The following is an 8137-nucleotide window of genomic DNA, read 5'->3' on the forward strand; positions in this document are numbered from 1 at the left end:
TCGCCTAAGCTATCAAACGACGACAGCCAAGGCGCTGGTTATCCCGAAGGGAGAGGGAATTAACGGGACAGCAGTGAGACTGTTTATACATTGTGTTGACCTTTTGATAGACGATTCGCTCCATGCATAGTCATTCGTGCTTTAAAGCTGCGGGGCAAATCGATTTGCCCCGCATGTTGGTGATTGATGGTCAGGGTGTGTCAGGGGCGAACATACGCATAACCTGCTTGCTGCTTGCGCATGATCTCGATTACGCCTGCCGGGACATAACCGATATTGTTCAGCATATCATCCTGAGTCAGTTTTATGGCCTTCATGGTATTCTGGCAGGCCACAATCTTGATGCTTTTGCCTATAGTACTATCCACCCGGTTGCCGACCGTTGAATCGATTTTCAGTGTGCCGATAGCCGGACCATAGACCACGATCTCGACGTCAGCCTTGTCCGCTCCGCCCAGTGCATTGAGGATGTTACAGGGTGGGATCGCCAATACGCAACTGGCGCGCGCCCTCAGAAAGCCGGGCCGCCAGGTCTTGCGCAATGGCACGATGCACAAAAACCCGTTGCACAAAAACCCGTTGCACCGATACGCAAACCTGGCCAGCATGATAGAAGCCACCTTTCAACAATTTTGGCACCACGGCGTCGATGTTTGCATCCTCTGCCACGATCACCGGTGCGGAGCCGCCGTGTTCCAGCACACAACGGGTACCCGGCACCAGCCGCGAGCGTAACATCCAGCCGCCCCGGGCGCTGCCGATAAAACTGAAAAACCCCACACGCGGATTTGTAACCAGCCGCGTCGCCGTCTCCCTATTGTTGGTCACCAGTGCCTGGCACCAGGCGGCCGGTAAACCGGCCTCGCGCAGAATAGAGTCTAACCGGAAACATGACAGCGGTGTATCTTCCGCCGGTTTGAAAATCACCGGACAACCGGCGGCCACCACCGGTCCGACCTGGTACGCAATAAGGTTGAGTGGATGGTTGAAGGCACTCACCGCCACCACGACACCAATCGGCTCCGGCATCGTGAAGGCCTGTTTGCCGGCGGACGCCGCATTGAGTTCCATGGGGATGACTTCGCCGGCACCGTTGCGCAGGCACTCGACACACAGACGAATGCTGTCGATGGCTCGCGTCACCTTGATACGGGAATCGATCAGCGGTTTGCCACCTTCACGTGCTGCCTCGACTGCCTTCTCCCCACTGGCGTCAATCGTGGCAGGATAATGTGCAGGCATGGTTCGGTTCCTAGATATTCCGGCTCTGTTCCTTGATCTCATGATTGAGGATGCGGTCATTCTCGCTGTAATCGACCGGCAGCTCCACCAGATGGACGCCGGGGCTTGCCAGGCACTGCTGTAGCAGGGGTTGCAACTCTTCGGCTGAATTCACGCGATGACCGTGCGCCCCATAACTGTTCGCATACATCACAAAGTCGGGATTACTGTAATCCAGTCCAAAGTCATCAAACCCCATGTTGGCCTGTTTCCATTTGATCATGCCGTAGGCGTCGTCACGCAGGATCAGCACCACCAGGTTTAGCCCCAGGCGCACGGCGGTTTCCAGTTCCTGTGAGTTCATCATGAAGCCGCCATCGCCGCAGATCGCCATTACCTTGCGGCCAGGATGGACTATTTTGGCAGCCATGGCCGAGGGCAGCCCGGCGCCCATGGTGGCCAAAGCGTTATCCAGCAGGATCGTATTGGGTTGATAGGCCGGGTAATTGCGGGCGAACCAGATCTTATAGACACCGTTGTCCAGCGCGATGATGCCGTCCTCCGGCATCGCCTGACGGACATCCCGCACCAGCCGCTGGGGATAGACAGGAAAACGGTCATCCTCGATGCCTTGTTGCAAGTGATCGTCCAGGTGCTGCCTGACGGTGATGAATCGCGAAAAATCCCAGTGTGCGGACGGTTTGACCCCGGCGGTCAGGCGCTCAATGCTATTGGCAATATCTCCAATCACGCCCTGCTGTGGATGGTAGACCGCATCAATCGCGGCGGTAATGTAATTGACATGGATCACACGGGCCGACCTAGCATTACCCGCACCGGCCAGGTCCGGGTTTTGTATCTCGCTCTGCTGATCATCGGCCATGATAAAGGGGGGTTTTTCCACCACGTCATGGCCGACATTGATGATCAGATCCGCCGCCTCGATGGCGCGGTGCAGGTAATCCTCACCGGAAAGCGCGGCGGTACCGAGAAAAAGCGAATGGCGTTCATCAATAACCCCTTTTCCCATCTGGGTGCTGAAGAAGGGGATACCGGTCTTGCTAACGAAGTCGTGCAATGCGGAACAGGTCTGACGCCGGTTTGCGCCGGCACCGATCAACAGCAGGGGATGGCGTGCCGATTCAATCATCCTTGCTGCCGCCGCTATCGAATCATCACTGGCCTGTGGATTACCGAACTGGCTGCGATTGATCACTGCGGCATCGGTTTGTTCACGGGCGATATCCTCGGGTAGTTCCAGATGCACAGCGCCGGGCCGTTCATCCTCGGCAAGCCGGAAGGCTTCACGCACCCGGGCCGGGATATTGTGTGCACTGCTGAGCTGACGGGTGTACTTGGTCAGCGGCTGCATCATGTCCACCACATCCACGATTTGAAATTCGCCCTGTTTGCTGGCCTTGATGGGTTTCTGGCCGGTAATCATCAACATCGGCATCGCCCCCAGTTGGGCGTAGGCGGCGGCCGTTACCAGATTGGTCGCACCGGGTCCCAGGGTCGCCAGGCAGACACCGGTCTTGCCGGTCAACCGGCCGTAAGTGGCGGCCATGAAACCGGCTGCCTGCTCGTGGCGGGTCAGAATCAGCCGGATTTTTGAATCTTTTAATGAATTGAGTAAATCGAGATTCTCTTCCCCTGGAATACCAAAGAGGTATTCCACTCCCTCGGCCTCCAGGGCTTTAACAAACAGATCAGAGGCTTTCATAAGCGATCTCCGGTTTGGTGATTTGATATTGTTGTCTCCACGCGCTATCCAGATACCCGCTGTGTCACTTTATGGTCAGGGTCATTGCCAGCATGTCATCATGCGCATTGCCATGGTCACGCAATGAGGCCATCAGCACCGCTTCACAAAAACCGCTGCTGTTCAAATGACCGTATTGCGGAAGGAGACTCTGTAGATAGGCCTTTCCCTTATCCATGCCAAGGTAAGAAGGCCGCTCAATGAGTCCATCGGTGTAAAGCAACAGTTTATCGCCATTTTCTAGCATTAGGCTGTGATGCTGGCAATTGCCAGTCAGCGATTCGCTGTATCCAAGTAATGACATATCGGACTCCAGCCATCGGTGTTCGCCGGAATGGCTGGAGAACAATAAAGGCGGTGGATGCGCGGCATTAACATAACTGAGTTGCATCTTGTCAAAATCGACAAAAGCACTGAAAAAAGTTGTATATAATCCCGTGCCACGCAATTTATCGCAAAGAAACTGGTTAAGCCGGGGCAGTAATTCACAGGGATGAGATATTGAACCGGAGTGGGCCAGGACGAAGGTATTGATGCGCGCGGCATACAGCGCGGATGCCACACCATGTCCGGTGACATCACACATACAGATAACCAGGCGTTTATCGCTTACCCAGAAGGCGCTGCAGAAATCTCCGCCGAGCGTCTGTACCGGACGATAGAGGAATGCCAGATCGATACGATCATTATCAATCGGATCGGGCAAAAAACTGTAATGCACCCGCGCGGCCCGGGATAGTTCATCATTATGAGTATCAGCATCCATATTCAATTAGTCGCGTAGCCGTCGATAGCCTTACACAAACCGCATGAGATTATCGGTTTCGGCATGTGCGCCTGCTTTAGTGTTGCACTGCTGAAACCATCGATTATCGGTGTAGCACATCTGCTTAAATATTATGCTGTTTGGTTGGAAGGCCGTCATATCCTGCGCGTGACGCCTTACGGTTTTTTCAATTGCGGTTGATCCAGATAGCGCACATCTCTAACAGAGAGAGGGATTGGATTGATATATTCGTAGCCTTTCGATTGCCAGTAGGCCAATTCCGGAAAACCCGCCGGGACGATGGTGACAAAGCCGTGCATGTCATCGGCCTGAAAGCCGGCGGCGCGCATGGCATTGTTGCACATTTTGAATTCCACGCCGGCTTCGGCCAGGGATGCCAGCTTGTCGATGATCGGCTGGTATTTTTCATAGTTCTCCCGGGCAAAGGCGCGCAACTCGGGGCCATGGGTAACCACCACGACCTTGCCCCTGGTGACCTTTTGGGTGTTCAGTATGAAGTTGTACAGGATATTCAGGCTTTCGGGTTTTTCGTAATTGACATCGAATACCACATTAGTCGCCTTCATGGCGTGCATGTCGGCCTTGGCCTTGCCATAGGGATTGGGTGCATCTTCGGCATAGACAGCCGTGGTAAAGATGGCAAATAGGAACCAGCTCACCAGATTCACTGCTCTTAAAGTATTCATGACTTTCTACTCCCGTGGTCACTGCTGTCCCGTTAATTCCCTCTCCCACAGGGATAACGCCGATTAGAGGGTGATGAAATTTCATGTGTTCATGCGCATCAATCAACCTGGTTACCTTATTTTCTCGAAGCTTACTGCTTGTCAGGCTTATGTTAACGGGACAGCAGTGTCCCGTGGTGGTGAAATTTATTGTTGTTGACCGATCATGCTGCAGAATCATTCTTCGACCATGCATGCGCCTGCATCGCCTCGTCCAGCGGCGTTTGTGCAATGTGATTGAAGTAGTTGCTCAGGGTCTTCATGCCAACGGCGAGGATGACCTCACCCACCTGCTGCATTTCGTAACCGGCGTCCAGAAAGGCGCGGATGTCGGCTTCATCCAGCCAGCCGCGCTTGTCGACCATTTTTGCGGCGAACACGCGCAGTGCTTCCAGGCGCGGATCGGCGATCGGTTGATCATCACGCACTGCCTGGATAACGTCTTCCGCCACTTTTGCCATGTCGGCACCCATTGAATGGGCGGCGACACAGTAATCGCAGCCGTTATAGCGGCTTACTGTGAGCAACACGATCTGCTGTTCCTGTAAAGACAGACTGCTGTTGGCATACAGCCCGGAGAGAGTGAGATAGCCCTCGGCCAGGCCGGGCGAATTGGCCATGCCGCGAACCAGGTTTGGTACAAAACCAAAGGCCTGTTTGGCCTGCGCCATGGCGGGCAGGGCGGCCTTGGGTGCGGTCATTTCATCATGAAAAGTAAAACGTGCCATGTGGATACCTCCAGTATTCTTGAATGGTTGCTCAATAAAGCCTGAGTATGGCAATACTTGAATGATCATTCAAGTATATCTATGCTTACCCAGTCGGTCGACATAAAATGTAAACAATCTGAGCGTAAAAATGCCGCGAACCATTGAATTCGATAAACAGGAAACCCTGCGCCGCGCAATGCACGTGTTCTGGCGCCAGGGTTACAACGCCACGTCGGTCAAGGATCTGACCGCCGCCACACACCTGCAGCCCGGCAGTCTGTACGGGACGTTTCACAACAAACGCAGTCTTTTCATTGCCGCGCTGGATGCCTATTTTTTGGAAATACGCCAGCGGATTCAGGATTGCCTGTATGCCTCAGGCCCGCCCATTTCCCGCTTGCGAACATTTTTTGCCATACTGATCGAGGAAACCGCGTGCGATCCAGAGCAAAAGGGTTGCCTGCTGGTGAATACTTTGCTGGAAATGCCAGCGGAAGATGCGGAGATAAATCACCGGGTCAGTCAAATGTTTGCCGAGGTGGAGGGAGAATTTGCGCGCATCTTGAAAGAAGCACAGCAATGCGGTGATCTGTCGGCTGATAAAAATCCCGCCGTACTGGCGCAATTGCTGGTGGTGGGCATTTACGGATTACGTGTCTATCACAAGACCCAGCCCGGTACCGAATCGCTGCGCAAAATCGCCGACGGGTTGTTTGCGGCATTGGATGTACCGATAACGCAGACGCTCAAGAGCAAACACAGCGAGGCGCAAAATAAATCATGAGTCACGGATTTATCAAAAATAACAGTAACTTTTCTTCAGGCGATCTCTTTTCCCCTGAGCACTGGCTGAACAAATTGTTGCATCCTTACCGGCATGCCCATACCTGCAACTATCAAGGTAAACCGCTCTTAATACGCTGGACCCGGCGTGCCCAGCATGCGCTTGAGTTACAGGAAACACCGCTGTTGGTGGAAATGCAGTTGTATTTCTCCTGCATGATCAAAAAGCGCGTCCTGTTTCATTCGCTACATGAAACAGATAAGACTGACATTTTTACGATTAACGACAACCTGGCCGTCATCATGCGCGCAGTGCAAGCGAGCAGTTGTGATCCGAATGAGTTTGCCCGTCACTATCCTGCGCAGCGCGTACTGGAAACGCCGGCTGCCAAAGCGATGCAGGCGAGGCAACTCGACATCGACTACCGGCGCGGGCAATGGCAAGGGGATTTCATTATCTAACGATGTAAGCTTTTCAATGCGGGTTCGACTAATCATTTCCATTCATTGAGCACACGATATGTGCAATAAGGTTGATCCGTGGAAATGATTACTGATATCACGACACAGGGAATCGATTTTCTATCTTCCCTGTTCATTTTTTTCGTCGGCTTGTTTGTCTTGCTGATTGTCGTTGTCTTCATTCGTGACGTTTCCCAAAGCCGCGACGCTATCCGCCGCAACTATCCGGTCATTGGCCGATTCCGTTATGTCTTCAGCACGCTGGGTGAATTTTTCCGGCAGTACTTCTTTGCGATGGATCGCGAGGAAATGCCGTTTAACCGCGCCGAGCGCGAGTGGGTCTATAAAACCGCCAGTGGCAAGGATAACACGATGGCCTTTGGTTCGACCAAGAACCTGACGCCGCCCGGCACGCCGCTGTTTGTGAACACGACATTTCCGACGCTCGACGAACACGCGACGCAACCGCCTCCCATTATTATTGGACCACAATGCCCACATCCCTATGAAGCCAAATCGCTCATCAATGTATCTGCCATGAGCTACGGCGCCTTATCCAAACCCGCCATCCGTGCATTATCGCGTGGGGCAAAACTGGCCGGTTGCTGGCTCAACACCGGCGAGGGTGGGCTGGCGCCGTATCACCTGGAAGGGGGTTGCGACCTGGTGTTTCAGATCGGTACGGCAAAGTATGGTGTGCGTAACGCCGAAGGCCAGCTTGATGATGATCGGCTGCGGGAAATTGCCTCCAATCCTCAGGTCAGGATGTTTGAAATCAAAATCAGCCAGGGTGCCAAACCCGGCAAGGGCGGGATTCTCCCGGGGACAAAGGTGACGCCGGAGATTGCCTTGATCCGGGGTATTGCACCCGGCATGGATTCGATCTCGCCCAACCGGCACATTGAGATCAGTGATACCGGTGAACTGCTCGACTTTGTGCAGCATGTTCGTGAGGTTACTGGTAAACCTACGGGCTTCAAGATGGTGGTTGGCGATGAAGACTGGATTAAGTTGTTTTGCAGTGAGATTCACCAACGTGGTATTGAGAGTGCGCCGGATTTTATGACCATTGATAGCTGTGATGGCGGCACGGGCGCCGCGCCCATGCCGTTAATGGACGATGTCGGTTTGCCGATCAAGGAATCCCTGCCGATGGTGGTGGACGTGCTGACGCAATATGGCCTGCGCGATCGCATTCGGGTAATCGCCTCCGGTAAACTGATTACGCCATCGGGCGTGGCCTGGGCCTTGTGCGCCGGTGCGGACTTCGTCAACTCCGCGCGAGGTTTCATGTTTTCACTGGGTTGTATTCAGGCGCTTAAGTGCAACCGCAACACCTGTCCCACTGGCATCACCACGCATGACAGGCGTTTGCAAAAAGGACTGAACCCTGCGGAGAAGGCCGTTAAAATCAAAAACTTTGTGGACAAAATTCATTACGGCACCGCGCTGATTGCGCACTCCTGCGGCGTGCCACATCAACGCGCGCTGACGCGCGCGCATTGCCGCATCGTGCAACCCGATGGCAAATCCACCCTGATGCGCGTACTTTATCCACGGTCGGATGTGCTGCCGGAATACCATCAACCCGAGACAGAACCACATTATTTTTAGGGCTCTTCACCAAATCAAGTGGGTAGGTTACCGTAGAAGCCATGAGAGACAAAGAATTATACGCGCAGATATT

Annotated in this window: 9 protein-coding genes; 3 read left to right on the forward strand and 6 right to left on the reverse strand. The window is 53.7% G+C overall.

Annotation, left to right across the window (positions count from 1 at the left end; genetic code table 11):
* Positions 1-200: 200 nt before the first annotated feature.
* The 6 genes from RQ738_RS12510 to RQ738_RS12535 all read right to left on the reverse strand — a co-directional run bounded on the left by RQ738_RS12510 (position 201) and on the right by RQ738_RS12535 (position 5223).
* A complete protein-coding gene (locus tag RQ738_RS12510) occupies positions 201-491 on the reverse strand; it encodes a DsrE family protein (RefSeq protein ID WP_314165590.1) in 291 nt (96 codons plus the stop codon).
* The gene (locus RQ738_RS12515; protein WP_314165592.1) at positions 472-1242 is read right to left on the reverse strand and encodes an aldehyde dehydrogenase family protein; all 771 of its coding nucleotides are present in this window, start codon (positions 1240-1242) and stop codon (positions 472-474) included. Before RQ738_RS12515 ends, RQ738_RS12510 begins: the two co-directional genes overlap by 20 nt.
* A gap of 10 nt (positions 1243-1252) precedes the next feature.
* Entirely contained in the window at positions 1253-2944 is a 1692-nt protein-coding gene (locus RQ738_RS12520; protein ID WP_314165593.1) for an acetolactate synthase large subunit, read from the reverse strand.
* Positions 2945-3008: 64 nt separating this feature from the next.
* Positions 3009-3749 (reverse strand): PP2C family protein-serine/threonine phosphatase, encoded by a 741-nt coding sequence (locus tag RQ738_RS12525; RefSeq protein ID WP_314165594.1) that lies wholly within the window; start codon positions 3747-3749, stop codon positions 3009-3011.
* A 176-nt stretch (positions 3750-3925) separates the two neighbouring features.
* Positions 3926-4456, reverse strand: a complete 531-nt coding sequence (locus RQ738_RS12530; RefSeq protein ID WP_314165595.1) for a DsrE family protein — start codon at positions 4454-4456, stop codon at positions 3926-3928.
* A 203-nt stretch (positions 4457-4659) separates the two neighbouring features.
* Positions 4660-5223, reverse strand: a complete 564-nt coding sequence (locus RQ738_RS12535; RefSeq protein WP_314165597.1) for a carboxymuconolactone decarboxylase family protein — start codon at positions 5221-5223, stop codon at positions 4660-4662.
* A 130-nt stretch (positions 5224-5353) separates the two neighbouring features.
* Here RQ738_RS12535 and RQ738_RS12540 point away from each other — a divergent pair, with 130 nt between their 5' ends.
* The 3 genes from RQ738_RS12540 to RQ738_RS12550 all read left to right on the forward strand — a co-directional run bounded on the left by RQ738_RS12540 (position 5354) and on the right by RQ738_RS12550 (position 8064).
* Positions 5354-5989 carry a TetR/AcrR family transcriptional regulator gene (locus tag RQ738_RS12540; RefSeq protein WP_314165598.1) on the forward strand — a complete coding sequence of 212 codons (636 nt, stop codon included), beginning with the start codon at positions 5354-5356 and terminating at the stop codon, positions 5987-5989.
* Positions 5986-6450, forward strand: a complete 465-nt coding sequence (locus tag RQ738_RS12545) for a hypothetical protein (protein WP_314165600.1) — start codon at positions 5986-5988, stop codon at positions 6448-6450. Before RQ738_RS12540 ends, RQ738_RS12545 begins: the two co-directional genes overlap by 4 nt.
* 84 nt (positions 6451-6534) lie before the next feature.
* On the forward strand, positions 6535-8064 hold the full coding sequence (locus RQ738_RS12550; protein WP_314165601.1) for an FMN-binding glutamate synthase family protein: 1530 nt from the start codon (positions 6535-6537) through the stop codon (positions 8062-8064).
* Positions 8065-8137 lie beyond the last annotated feature (73 nt).

It is taken from the genome of Sulfuriflexus sp., from assembly GCF_032250955.1.
Taxonomy (GTDB): domain Bacteria; phylum Pseudomonadota; class Gammaproteobacteria; order AKS1; family AKS1; genus Sulfuriflexus.

Coding starts and splice junctions, on each gene's coding strand:
- RQ738_RS12515 (WP_314165592.1), bottom strand. CDS start 1,242: ATGCCTGCACATTATCCTGCCACGATTGACGCCAGTGGGGAGAAGGCA.
- RQ738_RS12520 (WP_314165593.1), bottom strand. CDS start 2,944: ATGAAAGCCTCTGATCTGTTTGTTAAAGCCCTGGAGGCCGAGGGAGTG.
- RQ738_RS12525 (WP_314165594.1), bottom strand. CDS start 3,749: ATGGATGCTGATACTCATAATGATGAACTATCCCGGGCCGCGCGGGTG.
- RQ738_RS12530 (WP_314165595.1), bottom strand. CDS start 4,456: ATGAATACTTTAAGAGCAGTGAATCTGGTGAGCTGGTTCCTATTTGCC.
- RQ738_RS12535 (WP_314165597.1), bottom strand. CDS start 5,223: ATGGCACGTTTTACTTTTCATGATGAAATGACCGCACCCAAGGCCGCC.
- RQ738_RS12540 (WP_314165598.1), top strand. CDS start 5,354: ATGCCGCGAACCATTGAATTCGATAAACAGGAAACCCTGCGCCGCGCA.
- RQ738_RS12545 (WP_314165600.1), top strand. CDS start 5,986: ATGAGTCACGGATTTATCAAAAATAACAGTAACTTTTCTTCAGGCGAT.
- RQ738_RS12550 (WP_314165601.1), top strand. CDS start 6,535: ATGATTACTGATATCACGACACAGGGAATCGATTTTCTATCTTCCCTG.